At 65.4% G+C, this 26,609-nt stretch carries 23 protein-coding genes; 10 read left to right on the top strand and 13 right to left on the bottom strand.

What is annotated here, in order from left to right; all coding sequences use genetic code 11:
- Nucleotide 1: 1 nt before the first annotated feature.
- Nucleotides 2-937, bottom strand: a complete 936-nt coding sequence (locus tag QMG28_RS19500; RefSeq protein ID WP_281843912.1) for an ABC transporter permease — start codon at nt 935-937, stop codon at nt 2-4.
- A 108-nt stretch (nt 938-1,045) separates the two neighbouring features.
- Nucleotides 1,046-2,155: a sugar ABC transporter substrate-binding protein gene (locus QMG28_RS19495; RefSeq protein WP_281843911.1), complete on the bottom strand. Its 1,110-nt coding sequence runs from the start codon at nt 2,153-2,155 to the stop codon at nt 1,046-1,048.
- 271 nt (nt 2,156-2,426) lie between these two features.
- Between QMG28_RS19495 and QMG28_RS19490 the strand changes: the two genes are divergently transcribed.
- Nucleotides 2,427-3,062: a TetR/AcrR family transcriptional regulator gene (locus QMG28_RS19490; protein WP_281843910.1), complete on the top strand. Its 636-nt coding sequence runs from the start codon at nt 2,427-2,429 to the stop codon at nt 3,060-3,062.
- Between the two features lie 13 nt (nt 3,063-3,075).
- On the opposite strand, the gene QMG28_RS19485 is transcribed toward QMG28_RS19490, so the two are convergent.
- The 8 genes from QMG28_RS19485 to QMG28_RS19450 all read right to left on the bottom strand — a co-directional run bounded on the left by QMG28_RS19485 (nt 3,076) and on the right by QMG28_RS19450 (nt 10,745).
- A complete protein-coding gene (locus QMG28_RS19485; protein WP_281843909.1) occupies nt 3,076-3,504 on the bottom strand; it encodes a GlcG/HbpS family heme-binding protein in 429 nt (142 codons plus the stop codon).
- A gap of 109 nt (nt 3,505-3,613) precedes the next feature.
- Nucleotides 3,614-4,396 (bottom strand): FAD binding domain-containing protein, encoded by a 783-nt coding sequence (locus tag QMG28_RS19480; protein WP_281843908.1) that lies wholly within the window; start codon nt 4,394-4,396, stop codon nt 3,614-3,616.
- A gap of 13 nt (nt 4,397-4,409) precedes the next feature.
- Nucleotides 4,410-6,752 carry a xanthine dehydrogenase family protein molybdopterin-binding subunit gene (locus tag QMG28_RS19475; RefSeq protein WP_281843907.1) on the bottom strand — a complete coding sequence of 781 codons (2,343 nt, stop codon included), beginning with the start codon at nt 6,750-6,752 and terminating at the stop codon, nt 4,410-4,412.
- Between the two features lie 16 nt (nt 6,753-6,768).
- Nucleotides 6,769-7,242 carry a (2Fe-2S)-binding protein gene (locus tag QMG28_RS19470; protein WP_281843906.1) on the bottom strand — a complete coding sequence of 158 codons (474 nt, stop codon included), beginning with the start codon at nt 7,240-7,242 and terminating at the stop codon, nt 6,769-6,771.
- Nucleotides 7,243-7,302: 60 nt separating this feature from the next.
- On the bottom strand, nt 7,303-7,770 hold the full coding sequence (locus QMG28_RS19465) for an SRPBCC family protein (protein ID WP_281843905.1): 468 nt from the start codon (nt 7,768-7,770) through the stop codon (nt 7,303-7,305).
- Nucleotides 7,771-7,845: 75 nt separating this feature from the next.
- Entirely contained in the window at nt 7,846-9,072 is a 1,227-nt protein-coding gene (locus QMG28_RS19460; protein ID WP_281843904.1) for a vWA domain-containing protein, read from the bottom strand.
- The gene (locus QMG28_RS19455) at nt 9,053-9,967 is read right to left on the bottom strand and encodes an AAA family ATPase (protein ID WP_281843903.1); all 915 of its coding nucleotides are present in this window, start codon (nt 9,965-9,967) and stop codon (nt 9,053-9,055) included. Before QMG28_RS19455 ends, QMG28_RS19460 begins: the two co-directional genes overlap by 20 nt.
- 79 nt (nt 9,968-10,046) lie before the next feature.
- Nucleotides 10,047-10,745, bottom strand: coding sequence for a cyclic nucleotide-binding domain-containing protein (locus tag QMG28_RS19450; protein ID WP_281843902.1), 699 nt, complete (start codon nt 10,743-10,745; stop codon nt 10,047-10,049).
- Between the two features lie 259 nt (nt 10,746-11,004).
- Between QMG28_RS19450 and QMG28_RS19445 the strand changes: the two genes are divergently transcribed.
- The 9 genes from QMG28_RS19445 to QMG28_RS19405 all read left to right on the top strand — a co-directional run bounded on the left by QMG28_RS19445 (nt 11,005) and on the right by QMG28_RS19405 (nt 22,935).
- The gene (locus QMG28_RS19445; protein ID WP_281843901.1) at nt 11,005-13,725 is read left to right on the top strand and encodes a nitrate/nitrite transporter; all 2,721 of its coding nucleotides are present in this window, start codon (nt 11,005-11,007) and stop codon (nt 13,723-13,725) included.
- 61 nt (nt 13,726-13,786) lie between these two features.
- The gene (locus QMG28_RS19440) at nt 13,787-17,515 is read left to right on the top strand and encodes a nitrate reductase subunit alpha (protein WP_281843900.1); all 3,729 of its coding nucleotides are present in this window, start codon (nt 13,787-13,789) and stop codon (nt 17,513-17,515) included.
- Complete coding sequence (narH, locus tag QMG28_RS19435) at nt 17,512-19,035, top strand: nitrate reductase subunit beta (RefSeq protein ID WP_281843899.1); 1,524 nt, start codon at nt 17,512-17,514, stop codon at nt 19,033-19,035. The genes QMG28_RS19440 and narH overlap by 4 nt, the downstream gene beginning before the upstream one ends.
- Nucleotides 19,035-19,739 carry a nitrate reductase molybdenum cofactor assembly chaperone gene (gene narJ / locus QMG28_RS19430; RefSeq protein WP_281843898.1) on the top strand — a complete coding sequence of 235 codons (705 nt, stop codon included), beginning with the start codon at nt 19,035-19,037 and terminating at the stop codon, nt 19,737-19,739. The genes narH and narJ overlap by 1 nt, the downstream gene beginning before the upstream one ends.
- Before the next feature lie 11 nt (nt 19,740-19,750).
- Nucleotides 19,751-20,488, top strand: coding sequence for a respiratory nitrate reductase subunit gamma (gene narI, locus QMG28_RS19425; RefSeq protein ID WP_281843897.1), 738 nt, complete (start codon nt 19,751-19,753; stop codon nt 20,486-20,488).
- A 5-nt stretch (nt 20,489-20,493) separates the two neighbouring features.
- On the top strand, nt 20,494-21,291 hold the full coding sequence (locus QMG28_RS19420) for a peptidylprolyl isomerase (RefSeq protein WP_281843896.1): 798 nt from the start codon (nt 20,494-20,496) through the stop codon (nt 21,289-21,291).
- A gap of 14 nt (nt 21,292-21,305) precedes the next feature.
- Nucleotides 21,306-21,878 (top strand): hemerythrin domain-containing protein, encoded by a 573-nt coding sequence (locus QMG28_RS19415; RefSeq protein WP_281843895.1) that lies wholly within the window; start codon nt 21,306-21,308, stop codon nt 21,876-21,878.
- Entirely contained in the window at nt 21,868-22,494 is a 627-nt protein-coding gene (locus QMG28_RS19410) for a DUF2478 domain-containing protein (protein ID WP_281843894.1), read from the top strand. Before QMG28_RS19415 ends, QMG28_RS19410 begins: the two co-directional genes overlap by 11 nt.
- Before the next feature lie 75 nt (nt 22,495-22,569).
- A complete protein-coding gene (locus QMG28_RS19405; protein WP_281843893.1) occupies nt 22,570-22,935 on the top strand; it encodes a TusE/DsrC/DsvC family sulfur relay protein in 366 nt (121 codons plus the stop codon).
- A 23-nt stretch (nt 22,936-22,958) separates the two neighbouring features.
- Here QMG28_RS19405 and QMG28_RS19400 read toward each other — a convergent pair whose 3' ends face one another.
- The 3 genes from QMG28_RS19400 to QMG28_RS19390 form a co-directional block, all read right to left on the bottom strand.
- Entirely contained in the window at nt 22,959-24,134 is a 1,176-nt protein-coding gene (locus QMG28_RS19400; RefSeq protein ID WP_281843892.1) for an acetyl-CoA C-acetyltransferase, read from the bottom strand.
- Nucleotides 24,135-24,199: 65 nt separating this feature from the next.
- Complete coding sequence (locus tag QMG28_RS19395; protein WP_281843891.1) at nt 24,200-24,982, bottom strand: enoyl-CoA hydratase-related protein; 783 nt, start codon at nt 24,980-24,982, stop codon at nt 24,200-24,202.
- Complete coding sequence (locus tag QMG28_RS19390; protein WP_281843890.1) at nt 24,979-26,580, bottom strand: AMP-binding protein; 1,602 nt, start codon at nt 26,578-26,580, stop codon at nt 24,979-24,981. Before QMG28_RS19390 ends, QMG28_RS19395 begins: the two co-directional genes overlap by 4 nt.
- Between the last annotated feature and the right edge of the window lie 29 nt (nt 26,581-26,609).

Below are 26,609 nucleotides of genomic sequence, written 5' to 3'. Positions count from 1 at the left end.
CCTATTTCACGAAGCTGATGGATTTGCGGTCGGTCGACAGCACCACCGCGACGATCACCAGAAGGCCGAGCACGGCGTCCTGGACGTAGCCGGGCAGCCCGATCACCACCATGCCGTTGCCGATCACATTGACGATCAGCACCCCCACCAGCGTGTTCCAGACCCCGCCGATCCCGCCCCAGAGCGCGGTGCCGCCGACAACCACCGAGGTGATCGACATGAACATGAAGTTGTTGCCCGTCGCGGTTTCGGCGATGCCGATCCGCCCCACCGCCATCAGCGCGCCGACGGCGTAGAACATGCCGGCAAGGGTAAAGCCCAGGATGCGCACACGGTTGACGTTCAGCCCCGAGGCATGAGCAAGCTCCTCGCCGCCGCCGACCGCATAGAAGTTGCGGCCAAGCGTCGTCTTGGCCTGGATGAACCAGCCGATGAGCAGGAACAAGGCCGCCACATAGACCATGACGGGAAAGCCCAGCCACCGCTCCGTCAGCAGGCCGCGAAACACCTCGTCTTCCACCCGGATGCGATCGCCGCCGGTGAGCAGCAGGGCAAACCCGGTGCCGACAAACCCCATCGCGAGCGATGCCATGAACGAGGGGATCCTGAGCTTGACGTGCACGAGCCCGTTGATGAAACCGACGACGGCACCAACCAGAATAGCCAGCGGTAGCGCCAGCCAGGCCCAGCTCAGAACCGTACCGCCCAAGGCCAGAAAGGCGAAGGCGAAGACCACGGCGGTTACCGAGACCGTTCCCTCCATCGACAGGTCGATTGAGCCCATGATGATGATGAAGGTCACCCCCAGAGCGACCATCAGGGCCGGGGTCGACGAGATTGCGATCCGTGCGAGGTTGCGCACCGAAAAGAAGCGCGGCTCCAGCACGGTGAACAACAGGATCAGGACCAGCAGAACGATCAGCGGGGCCCACTTCACGAGGGCCTCCCGTTTCAGGATACCGTTCACACGCTCCTCCCAGGCTTGAATGGCGGAATTGTCAGACGGGTGCGCGGCCACCTTGGCAGCCGCGCACTTTGTTATCCATTACTTATACTGGATCTGGCCGTTGGTCGGCCCCCAGAAATCGGCCCAGTCATAGCTCGGCACGCTGTCGAGGTAGCTGGCTTTGAACTCGGCCGCATCTTCGGGCGTGACCATGATCGTCGGCCCGTAGAACTCGCGGTGCTCGTTCGGCTCCTCGGAGGGTTTGAACGCACCCGTCGCGGCGTGATAGGCCAGCGACGCGGTGATGCCCCCACCCCAGTGCGGGTTGGTGAACACCGTCGCGAGGATCTTGCGCTCGGCCACCAGTTGCACAGCCTGCGGGTTGCCGTCATAGGACACGATCGGCATATCCTCGATGCCCTCGGCCCGCAGCGCCTCGATCACACCATAGGCGATGGTATCGTTGGCACAATGCACGCCCGTGATCTCGTCGCCGAAGCGGGTGAGGAAACCCGACATGACCTGATTGGCCTTCTGGGTGTCCCAGTCGGCCGGCTCGGCGGCCAGAAGCTCGACATCGGGATAATCCACAAGCGCGTTCCTGAGGCCCTGCAGGCGCTCGATGGCCGGGTTGTTCGACGCGATGCCGCCCAGATGGACCACCCCGCCCTTGCCGCCCATCGCTTCGAGCAGGATGCGCGCGGTTTCCTCGGCGGGCTTTTCGTCCGACCAGGTCATGTGGCTGACATAGTTGTCGCCAAAGTCCCACGGGTGCAGATCGTCGGTCTTGTTCCAGATCGTCGAGACATAGCCGCCCGCCTCGGCCACGGCCTCGACCACGGGGCGGCAGTTCGGCGCATCGTTGGTGTCGATGGCGAGCGCGAGCTGGCCGTTGGTGCGCGCCAGAAGCGCCTTCACATCGGCAAGCGCTTTCTCCGAAGAGCCTTCGTTGATCAGGTGGGTCAGCGCGTCCTTCGACATGCCGAGGCTCTGCACGAAGGCCTCGCCGCCCGATACGATTTCATTCCAGTACGGGTTGGTGCGGTTGCGGTAGCTCCAGGCAATCGTCGGATCGGTGATTGCCGCGCGGGCCATGCCGGGTCCGAACATCCCGGCCGCAGCAAAACTGCCCAGACCGGCGGCGGATGCGAACAGAAAATTCCGCCGGTTCAGCTTCTCCTGTTCAATATGCTTCTTGATAAACGACATGTAGGTCCTCCCGTTTCAAGGTGCCGGGTCGATATTCGCGCAGGGCACTCGCCCCCCGGCAAATCGGCGCATTCTTGTTGAAGCAAGTCTGCACCTCCGCAGACTAACGCACTAACTAGTTACTTCCTTGTTTGCCGAATCGTCAAGCCCTATGGCAGTATTCGTCGTGAGGCTGGCGCGATGAGCCGGCAAAACTCTGATTTTGACCACGCCCCTGCCAATCGGCTAGAACTCCGCGGGCACAGTGACGATAACCAAGTGAGGCCGGATTTTGGACAAACCAGCAAAACAGCGCGATGCCGAGGCAACCAAGGCACGCATTCTGGCCGCCGCGAAAAAGGAATTCGCCAAGAACGGGCTTGCCGGCGCGCGGGTCGACGTCATCGCCGACCGGGCGAAAGCCAACAAGCGGATGATCTACCACTACTTCGGCAACAAGGAAGATCTGTTCCAGATCGTGCTCGAAGAGGCCTATATAGATATCAGGACCGCCGAGCAGAAACTCGAACTCAACAACATCCCGCCGCGCGAGGCGCTGGAAAAGCTGGTGCGGTTCACCTGGACTTACTACCTCAAGAACCCCGAATTCATCACGCTGGTGAACAGCGAGAACCTGCACAAGGCGCGGCACCTGAAGAAGTCGCAGATGATCGAGAAGGTCAGCCGCCGTTTTGTCGACATGGTCGCCCGGCTGCTTGAGCGCGGCACCGCCGAAGGCGCCTTTCGCCCCGGCATCGACCCGGTTCAGCTCAACATCACCATTGCCGCCATCGGGTATTACTACCTCACCAACCGGTTCACCGGCTCAATCGTGTTTCAGCGCGATCTGATGGCCGCCGACGCGCTCGACGAACGGCTGCGCTTCAACATCGAAACGATCCTGCGGCTGGTCTGCGTCGAGCTGTGATCCCGCCCCGACGCTAACCGGCGCCCAGCCCCAAGGCGCGCAGCGCCGCCTCAGCGCAGGCAATATCCTCGTGCTCCTGCGCGCCCGACACGCCGAGCCCGCCGATACAGGTCTCGCCCTCAACCACCGCAACGCCGCCGCCCCAGGCCATGAGGCGTGGCCGGCTGCCCAGGCCAAGGCTGAGCCTCGGGCTGGAGGCCATACGCTCACCGAAGGATTTGGACGATCGTCGCAAGGTGCCGGCGGTGTAGGCTTTGTCGATGGCAAACTCGCCCACCGGCGGCGAGGCATTGTCGCTCCGGCCAAAGGCGACGAGGTAGCCGTAAGGATCGACGACCGCCACCGCCACCTCCCAGCCATTTGCGCGGGCGTGGTCGAGGGCGCCCTGCACCAACCCCATCGCCGCCGCGGGCGTGATCTCAAGCCGGATGTGGCTGGTCATGTTCTCCCCTTTCTATCGCGCGTCGACAACCGGCGCACCGCGTCGGCCGGGTGGCGCAAGCATACCGCGCCCGCACCGGTGATGCGGGCGCGGTGTGTCTCTCAGGCGCTCAGCTCACGGCGACCGCGCGCCGGGCCATGACCTTGATCAGATTGGCGCGGTATTCGGCATCGCCGTGAATGTCGGACATGAGGCCATCCGGCGAGACCGTGACCGCCTCCACCGCTTCGGGCGACCAGTTGGCCGAAAGCGCGGCTTCCAGCCCCTCGTGGCGGAACACCCCGTCCTCGCCCGCACCGGTCACCGCCACCCGCGCGCCATCCGCCGTTTTGGCGACGAAGACACCGACGAGGCAGAAGCGTGAGGCGGGCTGTTTGAACTTGGCGTAACCCGCGCGCTCGACATTGGGGAACCGCACGGCTGTGATGATCTCCCCCTCCTCCAGCGCGGTGGTGAACAGACCCCCGAAGTAGTCGTCTGCCGCGATCTCACGAGTATTGGTCACCACGGTGGCGCCCATGCCGAGCACCGCCGCCGGATAATCCGCCGCCGGGTCGTTATTGGCGATGGAGCCACCAATCGTGCCCATGTTGCGCACCAGCGGATCGCCGATCCCGGCGGCCAGCACGGCAACGGCGGGATGCACCTCGCCGCTCGCCGCCACCTCCGCATGGGTGGTGGTGGCCCCGACGGTAACGTCTCCGCCCGCAGCACTGATCCCCGAGAGCGACAGCCCACGAATGTCGACAAGATCGGTGGGGGCCGCGAGGTGCTGTTTCATCGTCGCAAGCAGGGTCTGCCCGCCGGCGAGCACCTTGGCTTCTTCGCCCGCACCGAGGGCAGCGATGGCATCGGCCAGTGCGGCCGGCTTGTGGTATTTCAGCGGATACATGGCTGGTCCTCCCTTATCCGGCCGCCTGGATAGCTTTCCACACGGCGAGCGGCGTCGCGGGCATGGCGAGATTGTTGTTGCCGATGGCGTCGGTGATCGCGTTGATCACGGCGGGCGGCGAGCCGATGGCCCCGGCCTCGCCGCAGCCCTTCATCCCCAGCGGGTTGTTGGGGCAGATCGTGCTTGCATGGTTGACGTTGTAGGACGGCAGATCGTCGGCGCGCGGCATGGCGTAGTCCATGAAGCTGCCGGTGATGAGCTGCGCGTCGTCGTCATAGACCACCTGTTCGAGCAGTGCCTGACCGACCCCCTGGGCGATGCCGCCATGCACCTGCCCCTCGACGATCATCGGGTTGATGATCGTGCCGAAATCGTCCGAGGCGGTGAATTGCACGATCTCGACCGTGCCCGTCTCGGGATCGACCTCGACTTCGCAGATATAGGTGCCTGCCGGGAAGGTGAAGTTGGCCGGATCGTAGAAGGCGCTTTCCTTCAGCCCCGGCTCCATTTCGGGCGGCAGGTTGTGGGCGGTATAGGCGGCCAGACCGACCTCGTGCCAGCCCATCGCCTTGTCGGTGCCCGCCACCTTCACCTCGCCGCCCTCGATGACGATATCGTCTTCGCTGGCTTCCAGCACATGGGCGGCGATCTTCTTCACCTTGGCCTCGACCTTGTCCATCGCCTTGACGATGGCCGACATGCCGACCGCGCCGGAGCGCGACCCGTAGGTGCCCATGCCGAATTGGACCTTGTCGGTGTCGCCATGCACGATGGCAACGTTCTCGATCGGCAGGCCGAAGCGTTCGGCGACGATCTGGGCAAAGGTCGTCTCATGGCCCTGGCCGTGTGAATGCGAGCCGGTGAGAATCTCGATGGTGCCCACCGGGTTCACCCGGACCTCGGCGCTCTCCCACAGGCCAACACCCGCGCCGAGCGAGCCCACCGCCGCCGATGGGGCGATGCCGCAGGCTTCGATATAGGAGCTGTAGCCAAGCCCCCGCAGCTTGCCGCGCCCCGCCGCTTCGGCCTTGCGGGCGGCAAAGCCCGCCACATCGGCAGCCGCCATCGCCTGATCGAGATTGGCTTCGAAATCGCCGATATCGTAATTCATGATCACCGGCGTCTGGTGCGGAAAGGCGCGGATGAAGTTGATCCGGCGCAGCTCCGCCGGGTCCACCCCCAGCTCGCGGGCCGCCGTTTCCATGATCCGCTCGACGAGGTAGCACGCCTCGGGCCGCCCGGCGCCGCGATAGGCATCGACCGGCACGGTGTTGGTGTAGACCGCGCGCACATTGGCGTGAATATTGGCGATGTCGTACTGGCCCGAGAGCAGCGTGGCGTAAAGGTAGGTCGGCACCGCCGAAGAAAACAGCGACATATAGGCGCCGAAATTGGCAATCGTGTCGACCTTGAAGCCGGTGATCCGGTTGTTCGCATCGAAGCCGATCCGCGCGGTCGAGACGTGATCGCGCCCGTGGGCGTCGGTCATGAACGCCTCGGCGCGGTCGCCCGTCCATTTCACCGAATGGCCGGTTTTCATCGAGGCCCAAAGGCAGGTGATCTCCTCGGGATAGATGTAGATCTTCGAGCCGAAGCCGCCGCCCACATCCGGCGCGATCACCCGCAACTTGTGCTCGGGCGCGACGTTGTAGAAGGCGCTCAGCACCAGCCGGGCCACATGCGGGTTCTGGCTGGTGGTATAGAGGGTGTAATGCTCCTCCGCCGCATCGTAGATCGCCACCGCCGAGCGCGGTTCCATCGGGTTCGGGCTGAGGCGATTGTTGGTCAGGCTGATCTCGGTCACATGGGCGGCACCCGCCAGCGCCGCGTCGGTCGCCGCCGCATCGCCGATCTCCCAGTCGAAGATCAGGTTGCCGGGGGCGTTGTCGTGAACCTGCGGCGCGCCTGCGGCCAGCGCCTTCGCGGCGGAGGCGACGGCGGGCAGCACCTCGTACTCCACCTCCACCGCCTCGGCGGCGATGCGGGCGAGCGCCTGGCTCTCGGCGATGACCACCGCCACCGCGTCGCCGACATAGCGCACCCGGTCGGTGGCCAGCGCCGACCACGGCCCCATATTCATCGGGCTGCCGTCCTTCGAGGTGACGGCCCAGCCGCAGATGATGTTGCCGATACCGTCGCCGGTCAGCTGGCCGCCATCGAGCACGTCGATCACGCCCTCCATCGCCAGCGCCGCCGACTTGTCGATGCCCTTCACCTTCGCATGGGCGTGCGGCGAGCGGACAAAGGCCGCATAGGCCTGATTTTCCACCCGCACATCGTCGGTATACTTGCCCTTGCCGGTGATGAAGCGCTTGTCTTCCTTGCGTTTGACGCGGGCTCCGATTCCTACGTTCATGTCATCCTCCTCCCGCTCACATCTCTTGCGCGGCCTGAGCCACGGCCTTGACGATGTTATGATAGCCGGTGCAGCGGCAGATATTGCCTTCGAGCCCGTGACGGATTTCCGCCTCGGTCAGCGTCTTGCCCGCTGCCTTGGCCTTTTCGACCATATCGACGCTGGTCATGATCATGCCCGGCGTGCAGAAGCCGCATTGCAGCCCGTGATTGTCGTTGAACGCCTTCTGCATCGGGTGCAGCTCGCCATTCGGCGCCAGCCCCTCGATGGTGGTGACCTCGGCGCCGTCGAGCGCCACCGCGAGCGCCGAGCAGGATTTCACCGCCGCGCCGTTCACATGCACGACGCAGGCGCCGCATTGCGTGGTGTCGCAGCCGACATGGGTGCCGGTGAGGCGCAGGCTCTCGCGCAGGAATTCCGACAGCAAGGTCTCGTCCGGCACATCGCGCCGGACCTTCCTGCCGTTCACCGTCATGGTTACTTCGGTCATAACATTCCTCCCTGTGAGCGGGTCTGTCGCCCGCGTTCATTGACACCGCCGCCGGTGCGATCAGCCCTCCGGCGGTGCGGCACCCTCCTGAGGGTGCAGATAGCTGTGGAAATTGTCGAAGAACTGGCCCGCCACCTTCTTGGCGGTGGCGTCGATCAGCCGGCTGCCGAGCCGGGCCAGCTTGCCGCCGACCTGGGCATGCGCGCTATAGCGCAGGATCGTCTCGTCGCCGTCCTCCTCCAGCGTCACATTCGCGGCGCCCTTGGCGAAGCCGGCCACGCCGCCCTGCCCCTCGCCCTGAATCCTGTAACTTTCCGGCGGCACGATGTCGGACAGCTCGATCGCACTGTCAAACTTGGCCTTCACCGGCCCGATCTTCTGCACCAGCTTGGCGGTCAGTGTGGTCTGCGAGGTGCGGGCGATCTCTTCGCAGCCGGGCAAACATGCCTTGAGCACGTTCTCGTCGTTGAGAGCCTCCCAGACCGTCACGCGCGGCGCCGCGATCCTGTATTCGCCCGTGATGTCCACGCGGCCTCCCTCCATCGCGACAAATCAGCACATGAGACGATAAAACGCGGCTATCCGATTCGATGCAACACGCGCCTAGCGCGCCGGCCGCATTCCCCCGCCCGTGGCGAGGGCGCGGGTCAGATCGGCGATGCTGTCGAGCGAATGGCAGGCATGAAAGCTGTCGACATGCGGCAAGAGCGCCCGGATGCCGCCCGCCTTCGGCTCGAACGCCTCCCAGCGCAACAGCGGGTTCAGCCAGATCAGCCGGCGGCAGGAAAGCGCCAGGCGCTCGGCCTCGCGCCCAAGCTGGTCGGGATCGCCGCGCTCCAGCCCGTCGGTGATCAGCATCACCACCGCCCCCTGCCCCAGCACCCGGCGCGACCAGTCGCGGTTGAAGCTGTGCAGCGCCTCGCCGATCCGCGTGCCGCCCTCCCAGTCCGACACCTCGCGGCCCAGCGCCTCAAGCGCTTCGTCCACATCCTTGTGCGCGAGCGCGCGGGTGATGTTGGTCAGCCGTGTACCGAAGGTGAAGGCGTGCACCCGCCCCCAGCCTGAATTGGGCGTCCATGTCAGCGCGTGGAGGAAATGCATCATCATCCGGCTATAGACCGACATCGACCCCGATACGTCGCACAACACCACAAGGCCGGGCGGGCGTGTGCCGGGGCGGTGATGCATCAGCCGGTCGACCTCGCCGCCACGGCGCAGCGAGCGGCGCAGCATCGCGCGCATATCGGGCCGCGCGCCGTGCGCAGCGGCCACCATGCGGCGCGTTCTGAGCGGCGGGGCGGGCAGCGCGAGGCTCCGGATCGCGGTGCTGGCGCGGGCGATTTCCTCGGCCGACATCTGCTCGAAATCCTTGGCCCGGATCACCTCGGCCTGCGACCAGCTTAGCCGCGCATCCATCTCCAGCTCCTGCCGCTCCTGCCGCTCGGCGGGCGGCTCGCCGGCGCCGTCGCTCTCCTCCAGCGCCTCACGCGCGCGCCGTTCCGCCGCCTTGGGCAGCCCCCGGTCGGGCGCCAGCGTCTGCAAGACGGGCAGCATGATCTCCATCATCTTCTCGATGTAATCGGGCGTGCGCCAGAACATGCGGAAGACCTGGTGAAAGGTCTCGAACTGCTCGGGCCGGGTGATCAGGGTTGCGCGCAGCACCCAGTAGAAATCGTCGCGCCGGGTGAAGCCGGCGGCCTGCACCGCCTCCAGCGCCGTGTGCAGTTGCGAACTACCCACCTTCACCCCGGCGCGGCGCAGGGCATGGACGAAATGCGTCACGTTCTCGGCCAGCCGCCCCGGCGTGGGGTCACTCCGCGGCGAGGCCAAGGCGTGCCTCCTCAAGAATGCGCGCCGCCTCCGACCCGGCGATCCGGGCGATATCATCCTGATACTTGAGCAGCGCGCCCAGCGTGTTGCTGACCAGTTCGGCATCGAGCGAGAGCACGTCGAGCGCGATCAGGCATTGCGCCCAGTCAATCGCCTCGGCCACGCCGGGCTTCTTGAACAGATCTTCGCCACGCAGCCGGCTGACGAAGGCCACCACCTCGCGCGAGAGCGCTTCGGCGCAATCGGGAATGCGGGCGCGCAGGATCGCCACTTCAGTCTCGAAATCCGGGTAGTCGACCCAATGGTAGAGGCAGCGCCGCTTCAGCGCGTCATGCACCTCGCGGGTGCGGTTCGAGGTGAGGATGACGATCGGCGGCTCCTCCGCCCGGATCGTGCCGATTTCCGGGATCGTCACCTGAAAATCGCTCAGCGCTTCCAGCAGGAAGGCCTCGAACGGCTCATCGGTCCGGTCGACCTCGTCGATCAGCAGCACCGGCGGCCCTTCGGGATGCGGCTCCAGCGCCTGCAACAAGGGCCGTTTGATCAGGAAATCGCCGGTGAAAAGCTCGTCCTGCAGCGCGTCGCGGTCGGCCATATGGGTGGCCTCGGCGGTGCGGATGGCGATCATCTGGGCCGAAAAGTTCCACTCGTAGATGGCGCTGGAGGCATCGAGCCCCTCATAGCATTGCAGCCGGATCAGCCGCCGCCCGAGCGCCGTGGCGAGCGCCTTGGCAATCTCGGTCTTGCCCACGCCTGCTTCGCCTTCGAGAAACAGCGGCTTGCCGAGCTTGAGCGCGAGAAAGGCGACAGTGCCGAGATCGCGGCCGCAGACGTAATCCTGCCCCTGCAACAATGCGATGGTCTCGTCGATGCTGGTTGGAATGTCGCGCGTCACAGCTCCCTCCCGCCGCTGGCATCAGTTAAGCATCGCGCCCGTCCCATGTCCACGCTTGCCGTGGGCAGGTGGCTGCCCGTTACGTCGTGTAATCGTCAATGAGCGGGTTGGGCTTTGCGAAGCCTTCCAGGTCCACACGATTGTGGATGGATATCCGGTTGCCGTCGACCTCGACACCGTAGGGCTGCAGCCCCTTGAAGGCCCGGCTCAGATTCTCCGGCGTCATGCCCAGAAACGAGGCGAGCCGGCGTTTCTCAAGGGTCAGCTCGAAGACCGCGGCGCCGTCTGCGCGGATCTGCTGGCGCAGCAGGTAGTTCGCAAGCCGTTCGAGCGAGGTGCGCAGCTTCAGGTCTTTCTGCGATTTGACCATGACACGGTAGCATTGGGCCAGTTCCGTAACGATGGCGCGGGCGAATTCGGCGTCCTCCGCGAAGACCCGGCGCACATCCTGGCTCGGCAGAAGCACGATACGGCTCTTCTCCAGCGTGCGGGCCGACATCAGGTAGGGCGCCAGCTTGATCGTCGCGGCCAGGATGAAGGTGGTCACGGGGCAGACCACCTGTATGCTGGTCTCGCGCCCGTTCCAGCGCGAAAACAGCTCGACCGACCCGCTCAGGACCACATGCAGAAAGTCACTGGGATCGCCCTCGGTGATGAGTTCAACCTGCGGCGGAAAATTCTGGACATAGGAAGCGCGCATGAGATCGTCGAAACGCGCATCCTCCATGCGTGCGAAAAGGTCCAGCCGGCGCAATTCAGGGTAGTAGGATTCGGGCATATCTCACCGGGGGTGTTGCGGTTGACAAATATCAAGCCAATTGTTCGGCAATGTCAAATATCTGATTGACGCAGTCGGCGCGACCATTTGACACCGCCCCACCCCTGGCATGACGAAATTCGCTAAATTATTTATTTTGCAACAAAAAGTTGTCGTTTTTGACCTCGATCAAGTTGATCGCGCCGGGCATCGCCCATCGCTCTCTCAAGCCGTCCAACGACGAGAGACACGCGCAAAACCAAGATTTGGGGACAAGCCTATGCATACGCTCGACGGAGTCACACGGTCGGACCAGAACCGCGCCCTGGGGCTCAGCACTTTTGCATTCACTGCCTGCTTCGCGGTCTGGACGATCTTTTCGATCATCGGCGTCAGGATCAAACAGGAACTGGGACTGAGCGAGGCCCAGTTCGGCCTGCTCGTCGCCACGCCCATCCTGACCGGTTCGGTGACGCGCCTTTTCCTCGGTGTATGGACCGAGAAATACGGCGGCCGCATCGTCTTCTCCGCGCAGATGCTGCTCACGGCACTGGCCACCTGGATGCTGACCCTTGCCAGCACCTATACCATGTACCTCGTCGCCGCCCTTGGCATCGGTCTCGCGGGCGGGTCGTTCATCATCGGCGTCGCCTATGTCAGCCGGTGGTATGACGCCGGCCATCAGGGCGCCGCCCTCGGCATCTTCGGCGCCGGCAATGTCGGCGCGGCGGTGACCAAGTTCGTCGCGCCCTTCGTCATGGTCGCCTACGGCTGGCACGGGGTCGCCTATGTCTGGGCGGCCGCTCTCGCGCTCATTGGCATCGCGTTCTTCATCTTCGCCAAGGACGATCCCGCTCTGGTCGAGCGGCGGGCGAAGTCGATGCGCGCGCCCTCCCTCGCCGAGCAATTCGCGCCGTTGAAAAACCTCCAGGTCTGGCGGTTTTCGCTCTACTACTTCTTCACATTCGGCGGCTTCGTCGCGCTCGCGCTCTGGCTGCCGCATTATCTGATCGACGTCTACGGCGTCGACGTGAAAACCGCCGGCATGGCGGCGGCCTCCTTCAGCCTCTCGGCCTCGCTGTTCCGGGCCTATGGCGGCCATCTGTCCGACAAGTTCGGGGCGCGCACGGTGCTCTACTGGACCTTCGGCTTCTCGCTTCTCTTCCTGTTCATGCTGTCCTACCCGCCAACCGATTACATCGTTCAAGGCAAGGACGGCGCGATCGCCTTCTCGACCGAGCTGGATTTCTGGCCCTTCATCGCCATCCTGTTCGGGCTGGGCTTCTTCATGAGCCTCGGCAAGGCGGCGGTCTACAAGCACGTCCCCGTCTACTACCCGCACCATGTCGGCGCCGTCGGCGGCCTTGTCGGCATGATCGGCGGTCTCGGCGGCTTCGTCATGCCGATCATCTTCGGCGCCGCGCTGGACCTGACCGGCATCTACACATCCTGCTTCGTCATCCTCTTCGCGCTGGTCGCGATCATGCTGACCTGGATGCACCTGTCGGTGCGGGCGATGGAACGCTCTGCCCTCAGCCGCGAACTCGACAGCCTGCCGACGGTGCCGGAACTGCAGGAAGTCCACATCCCCGGCCGGACGGAAATGCCGCGCGTGCTGGATCACTGGCAACCTGAGGACGAGGCGTTCTGGGCGGAAAAGGGCCGCAAGGTCGCCCGCCGCAACCTGTGGATCTCGATCCCGGCACTTCTTCTGGCCTTCTCGGTCTGGATGGTCTGGTCGATGGTTGTCGCCCGCCTGCCCGCCATCGGGTTCGACTTCACCACGGGCCAGCTCTTCTGGCTGGCGGCGCTGCCGGGCCTGTCGGGGGCGACGCTGAGGATCTTCTACAGCTTCATGGTGCCGATCTTCGGGGGCCGGCTGTGGACGACACTCTCCACCGCGTCGCTGCTGCTGCCCGCCATGGGGATCGGATACGCGGTCCAGAACCCGGACACGCCCTACCTGATCTTCCTCACACTCGCGCTGCTGTGCGGCTTCGGCGGCGGAAACTTCGCCTCGTCGATGGCCAATATCGCCTACTTCTTCCCGAAAGCCGAAAAGGGCAACGCGCTGGCGCTGAACGCAGGGCTGGGCAACCTCGGCGTCTCGGTCATGCAGTTCCTGGTGCCGATCGTCATCACCGCCGGCGTGTTCGGCGCGCTGGGTGGCGCACCGCAGACCCTGTCGGACGGTGGCGAGCTCTGGATGCAGAATGCGGGCTTCGTCTGGGTGCCCTTCATCCTGCTGGCCACGGCCGCCGCCTGGCTCGGCATGAACGACATCGCCGACGCCAAGGCCAGCTTCCGCGAGCAGGCGATCATCTTCAGCCGCACGCATAACTGGCTGATGTGCATCCTCTATACCGGAACCTTCGGCAGCTTCATCGGCTACTCCGCCGGCTTCCCGCTGCTGACCAAGCTCGCTTTCCCGGAAGTGAACGCGCTGCAATATGTGTTCCTCGGCCCCCTCGTCGGCGCGCTGTCGCGGGCGGGCACCGGCTGGGTCAGCGACCGCTTCGGCGGCGGACGGGTCACGTTCTGGACCTTCGCGGGAATGCTGATCGCGGTGTTCGGGGTGATCGCGTCGCTCGGCGCGGGCAGCTTTGCAGGCTTCTTCGCGGCCTTCATGGCGCTGTTCTTCCTCACCGGGGTCGGCAACGCCTCCACCTTCCAGATGATCCCCGCGATCATGGGCCGCGAAGTGCCCCGGCTGATGCCCGAACTGGAAGGCCAGGCGCTGCGCCGCCAGTCGGAGCGTGAGAGCGCCGCGATCATCGCCTTTACCAGCGCGATCGCCGCCTATGGCGCCTTCTTCATCCCGAAGGCCTACGGCACCTCCATCGCGATGACCGGGTCGCCGGTCGGGGCGCTCTGGGGCTTCCTGATCTTCTACGCGATCTGCCTGGTGATCACCTGGGCCTTCTACACCCGCCGCGGTGGCCTGCTCTACGATCTGGAGCGCGCCGGCAAGCCCGCCGCCCTCAGCCCCAAACCCGTCTGAAACCCTGCTTCGATCCGGGGCGGCGACCGCTGCCCCGGATCCACGCCACAGGAGAAACCACATGAGCCACCTGCTCGACAGACTGAACTTCCTCCAGCCCAAGGAGCTGGAGCGGTTTTCCAACGGTCACGGCCAGGTCACCCGCGAGAGCCGTGACTGGGAAGACACCTACAGAAACCGCTGGCGCCACGATAAGATCGTGCGCTCGACCCATGGGGTGAACTGCACCGGGTCATGCTCGTGGAAAATCTACGTGAAGTCGGGCATCGTCACCTGGGAAACCCAGCAGACGGATTATCCGCGCACCCGCGCCGATCTGCCCAATCACGAGCCGCGCGGCTGTGCCCGGGGGGCCTCCTATAGCTGGTATCTCTACTCCGCCAACCGGGTGAAGAACCCGCTGGTGCGGGGCCGGCTGATGAAGATCTGGCGCGAGATGCGCAGGACGAAAACCCCGATCGAGGCCTGGACCGCGATCCAGTCCGATCCGATCCTGCGCGCCTCTTACGTCGAGACCCGGGGCAAGGGCGGCTTCGTGCGCGCCTCCTGGGACGAGGCGACCGAGATCGTCGCCGCCGCCAACGCCTATACGGTCCGCCAATACGGCCCCGACCGTATCTTCGGCTTCTCGCCGATCCCGGCGATGTCGATGATCTCCTACGCCGCCGGCACCCGCTATCTCAGCCTTCTGGGCGGCACCTGCATGTCGTTCTACGACTGGTACTGCGATTTGCCGCCCGCCAGCCCGATGACCTGGGGCGAACAGACCGACGTGCCGGAATCGGCCGACTGGTACAATGCCGGCTATCTGCTGATCTGGGGTTCGAACGTGCCGCAGACGCGCACGCCCGATGCCCATTTCTACACCGAGGCGCGCTATCGCGGCACCAAGTCGGCGGTGATCTCGCCCGACTATTCCGAAGCCGCCAAGTTCGGTGATGTCTGGCTCAACGTGAAGCAGGGCACCGATGCCGCGCTGGCGATGGCCTTTGGCCATGTCATCCTGCGCGAGTTCCACCTCGACCGGCAGGTGGAGTATTTCGAGGACTACACCCGCAAATATTCCGACTTCCCGATGCTGGTGAAGCTCGAAGAGAAAGACGGCAAGCTGGTGCCGGGCCGGTTCCTGCGCGCCGACGATCTCGACGGCAAGCTGGGCGAAGACAACAACCCCGAATGGAAGACCGTCGCCATCGACGAGATTTCCGGCGGCATCGTCGCGCCGAACGGCTCGATCGGCTACCGCTGGGGCGAGCAGGGCGAATGGAACCTCGAAGAGCGCGCCAAGGAGGCCGAGACCCGGCTGAAAATGTCGCTGATCCTCGACGAAGACCATGACGACGTGGTCGGGGTCGATTTCCCCTATTTCGGCGGCGATGCGACGCCCGCTTTCGCGACAGATGCCGACCATCCCGACGTGCTCACCCGCAACATCCCGGTGAAGAAGGTGCAGACCGCCGATGGCGAAATCGCCGTCGCCACGGTGTTTGACCTGTTCTGCGCCAATTACGGCCTCGACCGGGGCCTTGGCGGCGACTGGGTGACGGCGGATTACGCCGACGACATCCCCGGAACGCCGGCCTGGGCCGAGAAGATCACCGGCGTATCGGCCGACAAGATCGTCCATGTCGCACGCGAATTCGCGCAGAACGCCGAGAAGACCAACGGCAAGTCGATGATCATCATCGGCGCGGCGATGAACCACTGGTACCACATGGACATGAACTACCGTGGCGTCATCAACATGCTGGTGATGTGCGGTGCGGTGGGGCAGTCCGGCGGCGGCTGGGCCCACTATGTGGGGCAGGAAAAGCTGCGCCCGCAAACCGGCTGGCTGCCGCTCGCCTTCGCGCTCGACTGGGGCCGCCCGCCCCGCCACATGAACTCGACCAGCGCGTGGTATGCCCATACCGACCAGTGGCGTTACGAGACGCTCACCTCGGGCGAAATCCTCTCGCCCACCGCCCCCGAGGGCGACTGGGACGTGAGCATGATCGACTACAACATCCGCGCCGAGCGGATGGGTTGGCTGCCATCGGCGCCGCAGCTCAAGACCAACCCGCTGGACGTGGCGAAAGCCGCGAAGGCGGCGGGCACGGAGGTAGCGCCCTACATCGCCGAACAGCTCAAGTCTGGCGCACTGGAAATGTCCTGCGAAGACCCCGACGCACCGGAAAACTGGCCGCGCAACCTCTTCGTGTGGCGGTCGAACCTGCTCGGCTCGTCGGGCAAGGGGCATGAGTATTTTCTCAAGCACCTGCTCGGCACCGACAATGGCGTGATGGGCAAAGACCTTGGCGAAGAGGGCCGCCAGCTTCCGAAGGAAGCGGCCTGGCACGACGAGGCGCCGCGCGGCAAGCTCGACCTGCTCACCACGATCGACTTCCGGATGTCGACCACGGCGGTCTATTCCGACATCGTTCTGCCGACCGCGAGCTGGTACGAAAAGAACGATCTCAACACCTCCGACATGCACCCGTTCATCCATCCGCTGCAGGCGGCGGTTGATCCGGCTTACGAGTCGAAGTCGGATTGGGAAATCTTCAAGGCGATCGCGAAGAAATTCCAGGAGGTGGCGCCGGAGATCCTCGGCCGGGAGACCGATATCGTCGCGCTGCCGATCCTGCACGACACGCCGGGCGAGATCGCCCAGGATCAGGTGAAGGACTGGAAAGCCGGCGAATGCGAGCTGATCCCGGGCAAGACCGCGCCGAACTATATCGCCGTGGAGCGGGACTATACCGCGATCTACGACCGCTTCGTCGCACTCGGGCCGCTGCTGGACAAGCTCGGCAATGGCGGCAAGGGCATCTCGTGGCAAACCGGGCACGAGGTGCAGAACCTGCGCGACCTCAACGGCGTCTGGGAAGACGGCCCGGCCAAGGGCTGCGCCAAGATCGTCACCGATATCGACGCGACCGAGGTTGTGCTGATGCTGGCGCCGGAAACCAACGGCGAGGTGGCGGTGAAAGCATGGGAGGCATTGGGCAAGGCCACCGGCCGCGACCACACCCATCTGGCGCTGCCGAAGGAAGACGAAAAGATCCGCTTCCGCGATATCGCCGCGCAGCCGCGCAAGATCATCTCGTCGCCCACATGGTCGGGGCTCGAAAGCGAGAAGGTCTGCTATAATGCGGGCTACACCAATGTCCACGAGCTGATCCCGTGGCGCACGCTCACCGGGCGCCAGCAGCTCTATCAGGATCACCTGTGGATGCGCGCCTTCGGCGAGGGCTTCATGTCCTACCGCCCGCCGGTGGATCTGAAGACCATCACCCCCGAGGTGCGCGATGCGGCGGACACGCTCACGCTGAACTTCATCACCCCGCACCAGAAATGGGGCATCCACTCGACCTATACCGACAACCTTCTGATGCTGACGCTCAACCGCGGCGGCCCGGTGATCTGGATCTCCGAGAACGACGCGAAGAAGGCCGGGATCGTCGATAACGACTGGGTGGAACTCTACAACACCAACGGCGCCCTCACGGCGCGGGCGGTGGTGAGCCAGCGGATCAAGGACGGCACCACGTTCATGTATCACGCGCAAGAGAAGATCGTGAACACGCCCGGCTCGGAAAAGACCGGCAAGCGTGGCGGTATCCACAACTCGGTGACCCGCACCGTTCTCAAGCCCACCCACATGATTGGCGGCTATGCCCAGCAATCCTACGGCTTCAACTATTACGGCACCGTGGGGGCGAACCGGGATGAATTCGTCGTCGTCAGGAAAATGAAAAAGGTCGACTGGCTCGACCGTGAAGCCACCTCGAAGGAGGCCGCAGAATGAGAGTGCGCGCACAGATCGGCATGGTGCTGAACCTCGATAAATGCATCGGGTGCCACACCTGCTCCGTCACCTGCAAGAACGTCTGGACCAGCCGCGACGGCGTCGAATACGCCTGGTTCAACAACGTCGAAACCAAGCCCGGCACCGGCTATCCGACCGATTGGGAGAACCAGGCACGCTGGAATGGCGGCTGGGAGCGGACGAAATCCGGCAAGCTCCAGCCCAAGCAGGGCGCGAAGTGGCGCATCCTCGCCAATATCTTCGCCAATCCCGACCTGCCGGAGATCGACGATTACTACGAGCCGTTCGACTTCGATTACGACCACCTCAAATCGGCCCCCGAGATGGAGGCCTTCCCGACCGCCCGGCCGCGCTCGAAGATCACCGGCGAGCGGATCGAGAAGATCGAGAAAGGGCCGAACTGGGAGGAGATTCTGGGGGGTGAATTCTCGAAAAGGTCGCAAGACTACAATTTCGAGGGCGTGCAGAAGGAGATCTACGGGGAATACGAGAACACCTTCATGATGTATCTCCCCCGGCTCTGCGAGCATTGCCTGAACCCCGCCTGCGCCGCCTCCTGCCCCTCGGGCGCGATCTACAAGCGCGACGAAGACGGCATCGTTCTGATCGACCAGGAAAAGTGCCGTGGCTGGCGGATGTGCGTCTCCGGCTGCCCCTACAAGAAGGTCTATTACAACTGGTCGACCGGCAAGTCGGAAAAATGCACCTTGTGCTATCCGCGGATCGAAAGCGGCAACCCCACGGTCTGCTCGGAAACCTGCGTTGGCCGCATCCGCTATATCGGCGTGATCCTCTATGACGCCGACAAGATCGAGGAGGCGGCCAACGCCCCCGAGACGACCGACCTTTACGACGCCCAGCTTGGCGTGTTCCTCGACCCCAACGACCCGGGCGTGATCGAGGCCGCGCGCGCCGACGGCATTCCGGAAGACTGGCTCAAGGCCGCGAAGGACAGCCCGATCTGGAAAATGGCGATGGAATGGAAGGTCGCCTTCCCGCTGCATCCGGAATACCGGACCCTGCCGATGGTGTGGTATATCCCGCCGCTCAGCCCGATCCAGAACGCCGCCGAAGCCGGCGCGATCGGCATGGACGGCGCGATGCCGGACGTGCGAAATCTGCGCATCCCGCTGAAATATCTCGCCAATATGCTCACGGCGGGTGACGAGGAGCCGGTGGCGCACGCGCTTGAGCGGATGCTGGCGATGCGCGCCTATATGCGGGCGAAAACCGTCGACGGCGTGATCGACGAAGGGATTGCCGCCCGCGTCGGTCTGTCGGGCCGGGTGATCGAAGACATGTACCGGATCATGGCGCTGGCCAATTACGAAGACCGCTTCGTGATCCCGACCACCCACCGCGAACAAGTCGAGGATGCCTACGATCTCCGGGGCGGCTGCAGCTTTACCGATGGCAATGCCTGCTCGACCGGGATTTCGACCGGCTCGCTGTTCGGCGGCTCGAAGAAACCGTTGAAAATGCCCGAGGAGTTGCGCTGATGGACCGGACGCTGAAAGCCCTGTCGCTGATCCTGAGCTACCCGACGCGGGAGCTTCAGGCGGCGATGCTCGACATCGGCGGCGTGCTGGCCGCCGAACCCAGGATCACCGCCGCGGTGCGCCACGATCTGCTGCCGCTGGTGGGCGAACTCGCCTCCGACGATATCTACGACCTCGAAGAGCGCTACGTCGCGCTGTTCGACCGGTCCCGGACCCTGTCGCTCAACCTGTTCGAACATGTGCATGGCGAGAGCCGCGACCGGGGCGGCGCGATGGTGTCGCTCGTTGAAACCTACCGGGAGGCGGGCTTCGAGCCCGCCACCTCGGAACTGCCCGACCACCTGCCGGTGCTGCTCGAATTCCTGTCGACGCGTCCCTTCGCAGACGTACAGGAAACCTTGGCGGACGCGGCCCATATCTTCGAGGCCCTCGAAGCGCGGCTTTCTCGCAGAGAAAGCACATATGGTGCCGTGTTCGCCGCTCTTTTGCAGCTTGCCGGAACCCGCGCCGATCGCGACGCGGTGGCCGAGTTGCTCGAACAGCCGGAAATCGACCCGAACGACCTCGCCGCTCTCGACGAGGTCTGGGAGGAAAGCGAGGTGCGCTTCGGTCCCGACCCCAATGCCGGATGCCCGGTCGGTCGCGACATGCTTGCCCGCATGGATCACGCCATCAACCCCGCCCCGGACAGCCCCGGCGCGTGAAGGAGGCCCAGATGCACTATTTTCTTTACGGAATCTATCCCTATATCGCCCTCGGTGTCGGGATCATGGGAACGGTCGCGCGCTATGAACGCGACCCGTTCACCTGGAAAACCTCGTCGTCGCAACTCCTGCGCCGCAAACAGCTCGTGTTGGGCTCGATCCTGTTCCATGTCGGGATGCTGGTGATCTTCTTCGGCCATCTGATCGGGCTGCTCACACCGATCTGGGTGTTCGATGCGCTGGGGGTCAGCCACAGCGCCAAGCAGCTTCTGGCCGTGAGCCTCGGCGGCGTGGCCGGGGTGATGGCGCTGGTGGGCGGCGGGATGCTCCTGCACCGCCGCTGGACCGATCCGCGCATCCGCCAGACCTCCAGCGTCTGGGATATCGCGATCCTCGTGATGTTGCTGGCGCAGCTTGTGCTGGGGCTGGCCACGGTGGTGGTCTCGCTCGGCCATCTCGACGGGCACGAAATGGTAAAGCTCATGTCGTGGGTCCAGGGCATCGTCACCTTCGACGCGAATGCGGCAAGCTACATCACCGATGTGGCGCTGGTGTTCAAGCTGCATCTGTTTCTCGGCCTGACGATCTTCCTCGTCTTCCCGTTCACCCGCCTCGTGCACATCGTCTCCGGCCTGTTCGTGCCGCTGCGCTACCTGTTCGCGCGGCCCGGCTACCAGATCGTGCGCTCGCGCCGCAAAACGCCGCTGCCGCCGGCGCGCAAATCGGCCAAATCCAACCCCGCGGAGTAACCGGCATGACCGCCCCCCTCTTCCCCGATCTCATCGTGAATGGCGAAACCGTGCCGCATGCGGCGGTCGCGGCGGAAGTACAGAACCACGCGGCGCCCAAGGGCAAGCCCGGCATCGCCTGGCGCAAGGCGGCAAACGCGGTGGCGGTGCGCACGCTGCTGTTGCAGGAGGCACGGCGGCGGGGGATCGCACCCGCCCCCGCCGAGGTCGGGCCGGGCCGGATCGAGACCAACGAGGAGGCCCTGATCCGGGGCCTTCTCGAAGCCGAAATTTCGGTCGAACCACCGAGCGAGGCGGCAATCCGCGCCGAATGGGAGCGCGATCCGTCGCGGTTCCGCGCGCCGCCGCTCTGGGAAGTGTCGCATATCCTCGTGGCCTGCGATCCGCGTGACGAGACCGCGACGGCCAAAGCCGCCCTGAATGCAGAAAACCTGGCCAAACAGGCCCACGCCAACCCGCGTGGCTTCGCGCGGCTGGCCCGCGAACACAGCGATTGCGGCTCGAAAAGCTCGGGCGGCGCGCTCGGCCAGCTTGGCCCGGGCGACACCGTGCCCGAATTTGAAGCCGCTTTGCGTGGGATGACGGAGGGCGAGATCACGTCCGACCCGGTGCTCACCCGCCACGGCTGGCATATCATCCGGCTGGACGCCGCCGCGCCGGGCGCGGTTCTGCCCTTCACGGCGGTGCGCCAGAAGATATCCGATGCGATGGAAAAGGCCGCCTGGGCGCGGGCCGCACGCTCATTCGTCGACGATCTGGTCGCAACGGCCCGGATCACCGGCGCGGATCTCGGGGCCGCCTGACGGGCGGGTATGCCATGGCCGATCTTGCGCCTCCCACCCCACCCCATCAGGTTCCGGGACCGACCGATCCCGGACTGCTCGATACCCCGCTCGACTTCATCGTCGAAGAGCATGAGCGGATCCGCAACATGTGCACCCTGATCGAATACATCGCCGACCGCCCCGCAACGCATCCGGAGATCATCGCCCAGGTCTCGGCCTTCGTGCGGTCCGAACTGCCTTTCCTGATCGACGACGAGGGCGGCGATCTGCTGCCGCTGATGCAGAGCCGGTGCGAACCCGAAGACGAGATCGGCCGGCTCCGGACCCGTCTGGATGCCGAACACGATACGGCGCTCTACCTGTTGCCCGATGCCCTCGATACGCTCGACGCCCTCGAAGCGGGCGACACCGGCGTGACCGCGCCCAGCCTGCACCTGCTGCGCAATTTCGCCGCCCATCTGCACCGCCACCTGATCTTCGAAAACGCGATCCTGATCCCGCTCGCCCGCGCAAGGCTGACGCCGGACGATATCTCAACCCTGCGCCTGCGGATGAAAGCGCGCCGCGGCCTCGACCGGAACGGAGACGACATCCATGACACATGACATCTGGCACATCGGGGCACGCCTGGCGCCATCCCTCGCACTCCCCGGCGCAACGCAGGCTAGCGACCGCCGCCGCGAACGGCATATGCAGGAGCCCGGCGTGCCCATCGCCTACACGCTGCGCTCCGACGACAGCGACACGGACCGCCTTCTCTCCGAGCTGGCCTGGCACCTGGAAAGCCGGGGCCTCAGAATCTGCGGCACGGTTCAGGCCAACATCCAGCGCGCGCATGATTGCCGCTGCGATGTCGATCTGAGGGTGCTTCCCGAGGGGCCGGTGATCCGGATTTCGCAGGATCTCGGCGCCGGCGCGGTCGGCTGCCGGCTGGACCCCGGGGCGCTGGAAACGGCGGTGGGCATCGTCGAAGACCGGCTGAGCCGCGGGGCGGACATGCTGATCGTCAACAGGTTCGGCAAGCAGGAGGCCGAGGGGCGCGGCTTTCGGTCGGCGATCGCCGAGGCACTGGCGCACGATATTCCGGTGCTGGTCGGCATGACGCCGCTCAACCTCGCGGCATTTCAGGAATTCACGGGCGGTCTGGCCGAGGCGCTGCCGCCCGACATTGCCGAGCTTGAGGACTGGGCCCTCACCCACCTTGCCGACGAGATGCATTAGCGACCGGGATGTTGCGAAGACCCGCCCGCACCCGGTTAGCCGGTCGCGGGCAGAAAAAGAAAGGAACCCAACAGGATGCGGACCCGACCCGATACCATTTCCTATCTGGCGCTTCCGGCCGGACGTGTCGCGATTGACGAAGCAGGCTACCTGACAGAGCCGCAAAACTGGACGCGGGACTTTGCCGAGATCGCGGCAGACCGCGAGGGCATCGCCCTGACCGAGCTGCACTGGCATGTCATCGGCTTCATGCGGGACTACCTCGACGAGCACGGCATCGCCGCCGATGCGCGATTTGTGCTGAAATTTCTGGGCGACCGGCTTGGCCTCGACAAGAGCGGCGCCAAGCAGGCGCTGTTCGATCTGTTTCCCTATGGTTACGTCAAGCAGGCCTGCAAGATCGCCGGGATGCGCCAGCCGCGCGCCTGGAGCACGGGCTAACGCCACTGGCCACGGTCTTGGGCCTATAACGCCTCCAGAATGGTCACATTGGCGATGCCGCCGCCTTCGCACATCGCCTGCATCCCGTAGCGTTCGCCCCGCGCGCGCAGGGTGTGGATCAGCGTCGACATCAGCTTGGTCCCGGTGCCGCCGAGCGGGTGGCCAAGCGCGATGGCGCCACCATTCACGTTGAGCTTGTCGGGGTCGGCGCCGGTATGCTTGAGCCAGGCCATCGGCACCGAGGCGAACGCTTCGTTGACCTCGAACAGGTCGATCTCGCCGAGCGACATGCCGGCTCGCTCAAGCGCCACATCGGTGGCGCGCAACGGCTCTTCGAGCATGATGACCGGATCGCCGGCGGTGACGCAAAAGCTGTGAATGCGCGCAAGCGGCACCAGCCCGTGCGCCTTGAGCGCCCGTTCGGACACCACCATCACGCCCGACGCGCCATCGCACATCTGGCTCGCCGTAGCGGCGGTGATCAGGTTCTTCTCGGTCAGCGGCCGGACGGCGGCAATGCTCTCCGGCGTCGCATCGTAGCGGATGCCCTCGTCGGTGTCGTGAAGCACCGGATCGCCGGTCTCGTCGAGCCCCTGCAGCGGGATGATCTCGGCGCGAAAGGCCCCGGCGCGTGTGGCCGCCGCCGCGCGGCGGTGGCTTTCGAGCGCGAAGGCATCCATCCGCTCTTTGCTGAAACCATGCTTTTCCGCGATCATCTCGGCACCGATGAACTGCGAAATGTTGCGCGTGCCATAGCGCGCCTCAACCGCGTCCGGATAAGGGCCGGTGCCAATCCCGGCCTCCTTGTAGAGCGTCACCGGCGAGCCCATCGGCACGCGCGTCATGCTCTCGACACCCGCCGCGATCACGATGTCCTGCGTGCCCGACATCACCGCCTGCGCCGCGAATTGCACGGCCTGCTGCGACGAGCCGCATTGCCGGTCGATGGTCACGGCGGGGATGCTGTCGGGCAGCGACGAGGCGAGGATGGCATTGCGGCCCACTTGCGTGGATTGTTCGCCGCCCTGGCTGACGCAGCCCATGATCACGTCTTCGATCAGCGCCGGGTCGATCCCGGTTTGCGCGACGAGATCTTCCAGCACACGGGCGGCGAGCGCCGCCGGATGCCAGCCGCGCAGCCGGCCCTTGCGCCGCCCGCCCGCCGTGCGCCGCGCGGCAACGATATATGCTTCACCCATCCAGATTTCTCCTCTGTTCGTCAATGGCTTGCCGGGCTTGAGCCGGGCCTGCCCGATCCGTCATGTCACTCGGCCCGGAAATCGGGCGCGCGGCGGGCAAAGAACGCCGCCAGCGCCTCGTCGAAATCGGCTTCACCGGCACAGGCGGCGAAACCGGCGCGCTCGGCATCGAGATGGGCGGCATAGCTGGCGGCGGGGCGGCGGATGAGCGCCTTGATCTGCCCCATCGCAAAGGCCGGACCCCGCGCCAGCCGCGCGGCGAGCCTGTCGGTTTCCGCTTCCAGCGCATCGTCGGCGACCACATGGTTCACCAGCCCCAGCGCGGCGGCTTCGGCGGCGCTGAGGCGCGGCGAGAGCAGCATCAACTCCATCGCCTTGCGTGGGCCAACCATCGCGGGCAGCGCCCAGGTGATCCCGCAATCGCCCGGCGCGGCGACACCGGCATAGGCGGTGGTAAAGCTCGCATTCTCGGCCGCGACGCACAGATCGGCGGCCAGCGCCACGCTCATCCCCGCCCCCGCCGCCGCACCGCCGACAGAGGCGATGGACACCGCCGGGCCTTCGGCCAGCGCCACCAGCGCCTCATGGATCGGCGTGATCAGCTCATGGGCGAAACCTGGCTTGTCGTCGGTGCGCCGAAACGAGGCCAGATCGCCGCCCGCCATGAAGGCCCGCCCCGCACCGGTGAGCACAATCACTTTGATCCCCGGCGTGGCGTTCAGCGCGCGCACCGCGTCGCGGAAGGCCACGGCCATCGGCACATCGACCGCATTCATCGCCTCGGGCCGGTTGAAGGTGATCCACCCCACACCCCCGGCGTAACCTGTCAGAACCGGGGCCGCGCTCATGCCCTGCCCTCCGGTTGCCCGGTCTGTGTCAGCGTCGCGCGCAACGCCTGTTTCTGCACCTTGCCGACCGAGTTCATCGGCAGCGCCTCGACGATTTCCAGCCGCTCGGGAAATTTCTGCTTCGCCATCCCGAGGGCTTCAAGATGGGCGATCATATCGGCGAAGGTGAACCGCGCGCCCTCCTTCGGCACGACCACCGCCACCACCATCTCGCCCCGCTCCGGATCGGGCACGCCCACCACCGATTGCTGCCGCAACGCCGGATGGCGCGCGAGCGCGTTCTCAATTTCGAGCGGGCTGATGTTTTCGCCCTTGCGGATGATGATGTCTTTCGTGCGCCCGGTGATCTGGATGTATTTGCCGTCCACGATGCGCCCGAGATCGCCCATGAGAAAGCGCCCGTCCCCGGTGAAGGCCCCGACATCATCGGCAGGGTTGAGATAACCCAGAAACATCCGGTCCGCCGCCGCCGCGATCTCGCCCGGCATCCCCTCCGGCACCGGCCTGCCCGCCGCATCCAGCACCACGAGATCGGCGGCGATTTCGCCATCGGTGTCGGCACGCCGGAATGCCTCGTCGCGGCTGCGGATGCCGGGGCAGAGGATCGGGATTTCCGATGAGCCATAGGCGCGCGAAACCACCGCGCCCGGAAAGGCGTCCAGCCCCCTGCGGATCAGCTCGGGCGGCACGCTGGCGCCGCCGCAGATAAAGCGGCGCAGGCTGGGAAGCGACGTTCCCGCGCGGCCGGCGGCGGCGATCAGGCCGGAGAGAAAGGGCGTCGCCCCGGCCATGAAGGTGGCGCCATGCGCCTCGATCTCGCGCACCGCCAGATCGGGATCCCAGCGCTCGGCAAGCACGGTGGTGCAGCCGGTCATCCAGGGGAATTCGAAGGCGTAGATCGAGCCACCGATATGGCCGATGGGCGACGGCACGTAGAACGTATCCTCCGGCCCGATCGACCACAGCGCCGCCCCCGCCTCGATGATCGCGGCAATCGAGGCATGGCTGTGGATCACACCTTTCGGGTGCCCGGTGCTGCCAGAGGTGAACAGCACCATCTTGGCGTCGTCGTCCGGCGCAGGTTCGGGCGCGCCCGGCTCCGCCTGCAGAAGCGCGGCGAACTGGTCTCCCTCGCCCCGCACGGTAAAGATATGGGCGGGCGGCGAGGCCAGAGAGGCATAAAGCGCCGGGTAATCCGTGCGGCCCAGCGCTTCGGGGATAAACACCGCCGCCACCTCGCAGGCGGGCAGGATCTCGTCCAGCTCCGCCCGGCGGTAGATCGTCAGGAGCGGCACGAGGCGGTAGCCGTAAAGCGCGCAGGCAAGGTTGATGACGCAGGCTTCCCACCAGTTCGGCAGTTGAAAGGCCACCGCCGCCCCGGCCCCGATGCCGCGCTGGCGCAGGGCCGCGCCGAGGCGCAGCGCCTTGTCGAGCATCCCGGCCCGGGTCAGCCGGTGCTCCGCGTCGATGATCACCACACGATCCGGATCGGCCTCGGCCTGTTGCCGGGCGATATGCGCAAGATTGCGCGCGGGGCCGACCGGCTGCCCGCCGTGCCGTTCGCGCAGCTGCCGCGCTCTCTCCTCCAGCCCTGTCATTGCCCCAATTCCTCCCGTATCCGGGGCGC

The organism is Sinisalibacter aestuarii, assembly GCF_027923545.1.
GTDB lineage: Bacteria > Pseudomonadota > Alphaproteobacteria > Rhodobacterales > Rhodobacteraceae > Sinisalibacter > Sinisalibacter aestuarii.
Note: the sequence above shows the minus strand (reverse complement) of the source record. Positions and strands in the feature narration are given on the sequence as shown.

Coding starts and splice junctions, on each gene's coding strand:
- QMG28_RS19495 (WP_281843911.1), bottom strand. CDS start 2,155: ATGTCGTTTATCAAGAAGCATATTGAACAGGAGAAGCTGAACCGGCGG.
- QMG28_RS19485 (WP_281843909.1), bottom strand. CDS start 3,504: ATGACCAGCCACATCCGGCTTGAGATCACGCCCGCGGCGGCGATGGGG.
- QMG28_RS19480 (WP_281843908.1), bottom strand. CDS start 4,396: ATGTATCCGCTGAAATACCACAAGCCGGCCGCACTGGCCGATGCCATC.
- QMG28_RS19475 (WP_281843907.1), bottom strand. CDS start 6,752: ATGAACGTAGGAATCGGAGCCCGCGTCAAACGCAAGGAAGACAAGCGC.
- QMG28_RS19470 (WP_281843906.1), bottom strand. CDS start 7,242: ATGACCGAAGTAACCATGACGGTGAACGGCAGGAAGGTCCGGCGCGAT.
- QMG28_RS19450 (WP_281843902.1), bottom strand. CDS start 10,745: ATGCCCGAATCCTACTACCCTGAATTGCGCCGGCTGGACCTTTTCGCA.
- QMG28_RS19445 (WP_281843901.1), top strand. CDS start 11,005: ATGCATACGCTCGACGGAGTCACACGGTCGGACCAGAACCGCGCCCTG.
- QMG28_RS19440 (WP_281843900.1), top strand. CDS start 13,787: ATGAGCCACCTGCTCGACAGACTGAACTTCCTCCAGCCCAAGGAGCTG.
- narH (WP_281843899.1), top strand. CDS start 17,512: ATGAGAGTGCGCGCACAGATCGGCATGGTGCTGAACCTCGATAAATGC.
- narJ (WP_281843898.1), top strand. CDS start 19,035: ATGGACCGGACGCTGAAAGCCCTGTCGCTGATCCTGAGCTACCCGACG.
- narI (WP_281843897.1), top strand. CDS start 19,751: ATGCACTATTTTCTTTACGGAATCTATCCCTATATCGCCCTCGGTGTC.
- QMG28_RS19420 (WP_281843896.1), top strand. CDS start 20,494: ATGACCGCCCCCCTCTTCCCCGATCTCATCGTGAATGGCGAAACCGTG.
- QMG28_RS19415 (WP_281843895.1), top strand. CDS start 21,306: ATGGCCGATCTTGCGCCTCCCACCCCACCCCATCAGGTTCCGGGACCG.
- QMG28_RS19410 (WP_281843894.1), top strand. CDS start 21,868: ATGACACATGACATCTGGCACATCGGGGCACGCCTGGCGCCATCCCTC.
- QMG28_RS19405 (WP_281843893.1), top strand. CDS start 22,570: ATGCGGACCCGACCCGATACCATTTCCTATCTGGCGCTTCCGGCCGGA.
- QMG28_RS19400 (WP_281843892.1), bottom strand. CDS start 24,134: ATGGGTGAAGCATATATCGTTGCCGCGCGGCGCACGGCGGGCGGGCGG.
- QMG28_RS19395 (WP_281843891.1), bottom strand. CDS start 24,982: ATGAGCGCGGCCCCGGTTCTGACAGGTTACGCCGGGGGTGTGGGGTGG.
- QMG28_RS19390 (WP_281843890.1), bottom strand. CDS start 26,580: ATGACAGGGCTGGAGGAGAGAGCGCGGCAGCTGCGCGAACGGCACGGC.